We start from the raw sequence: 1,339 nt of genomic DNA, 5'->3' as shown, positions 1-1,339 counted from the left end.
GCGCTGCCCCCCGTGCGCGGCAGCGCTGCTCTGGAAACGTCGGAAGCCGCCCTCGGAGTCGACGATCCGGCCCGTGATCCACCCGGCCTCGTCGATGACCGGCCGGGCGATGAGCCGGACCGGGCGAAGAGCCGGACCGGGCGAAGAGCCGGACCGGGCGATGAGCGGGCCGGGTCGTCCGGCATGCGGTGTCAGCAGCCGCAGTGGTCCGCGCCGACCGGGGCGGTCAGCGGGTCCGGCGCCCGGCGCTCCCTGCCCTCCCAGGTCTCGTACTCGAAGCCCTCACGGACCCAGTACTCGAAACCGCCGAGCATCTCCTTGACGTGGTAGCCGAGTTCGGCGAGGGCGAGCGCCGCGCGCGTGCCACCGTTGCAGCCCGGGCCCCAGCAGTACGTGACGACCGGCACCGACGGGTCCAGCAACTGCGCCGCCTGCCCGGGGATCAGCGCGGTGGGCAGATGGATCGCGCCCGGGACGTGGCCCTGGTCCCAGGACTCGGTGGAGCGGGAGTCGAGCACGACGAATCCGGGGTCGCCGCCGGCGGCGAGCGCGGAGGCGACATCGGAGACGTCGGCGTGGAAGGCGAGGCTCGCGGAGAAGTACGCGGCGGCCGCGGCCGGGGAGGCGGGGGGAGTCCGGAGGACGGCGTTCGCAGGGCGCGGTGTCGTTGTCATGATCAAGAATCTACGGTCGGTGATCGTTCGGCTGAAGTGCGATTCCCCGGCACTTCCCTTGATCGGCCGGGCAATCCCCTGCTATCTCTCGGGGATGACGGGATATTCACCGGACGCCACGGACTGGCGCATCCTCGACGCCCTGCAGAGCCAGGGCCGGGCCAGTTTCGCCGAGCTGGCCAGGACCGTTTCGATGTCGCCGAGCGCGGTGACGGAGCGGGTCCGCCGGCTGGAGGAGGCCGGGGTGATCTCCGGCTACACGGCCGTGGTGGACCACGAGCGTCTCGGACTGCCGATCCTCGCGTTCGTACGCCTGCGCTATCCGAACGGCAATTACAAGCCGTTCCACGATCTGGTGGACGCGACGCCGGAGATCCTGGAGGCGCACCATGTCACGGGCGACGACTGCTTCGTGCTGAAGGTCGCGACGCGCTCGATGAGCCACCTCGAGGAGGTCTCCGGGAGGATCGGCACGCTCGGGTCGGTGACGACGAGTGTCGTGTACTCGTCGCCTCTGCCGCGGCGGGCGGTCAGCCGCTGACGGTCAGGCTCTGTCCGGGCGATCTTGTGGGGCCCGCGACGCTCCCCCAGAGCTTCGCCTGGGTGGGGGTGCCCCCGGCGGAGCCAGGGGGAGTACCCCCAGCTACGGCACTCCCCCAGCTACC

General features: G+C 71.2%; 2 protein-coding genes. One reads left to right on the top strand and one right to left on the bottom strand.

Going from position 1 to position 1,339, the window contains the following annotated elements; all coding sequences use genetic code 11:
* Window positions 1-191: 191 nt before the first annotated feature.
* Window positions 192-674 (bottom strand): rhodanese-like domain-containing protein, encoded by a 483-nt coding sequence (locus ACWGI8_RS44355; protein WP_453669308.1) that lies wholly within the window; start codon window positions 672-674, stop codon window positions 192-194.
* A 94-nt stretch (window positions 675-768) separates the two neighbouring features.
* Here ACWGI8_RS44355 and ACWGI8_RS44350 point away from each other — a divergent pair, with 94 nt between their 5' ends.
* Window positions 769-1,215: an Lrp/AsnC family transcriptional regulator gene (locus ACWGI8_RS44350; protein ID WP_453669306.1), complete on the top strand. Its 447-nt coding sequence runs from the start codon at window positions 769-771 to the stop codon at window positions 1,213-1,215.
* Window positions 1,216-1,339: the final 124 nt, after the last annotated feature.

Source organism: Streptomyces sp. NPDC054841 (assembly GCF_053611045.1).
The sequence above is the reverse complement of the archived record's forward strand: the minus strand, read 5'-3'. Positions and strand labels throughout refer to the sequence as shown.

Excerpts from the sequence above, each read along its gene's own strand:
- ACWGI8_RS44355 (WP_453669308.1), bottom strand. The coding sequence starts at position 674 with ATGACAACGACACCGCGCCCTGCGAACGCCGTCCTCCGGACTCCCCCC.
- ACWGI8_RS44350 (WP_453669306.1), top strand. The coding sequence starts at position 769 with ATGACGGGATATTCACCGGACGCCACGGACTGGCGCATCCTCGACGCC.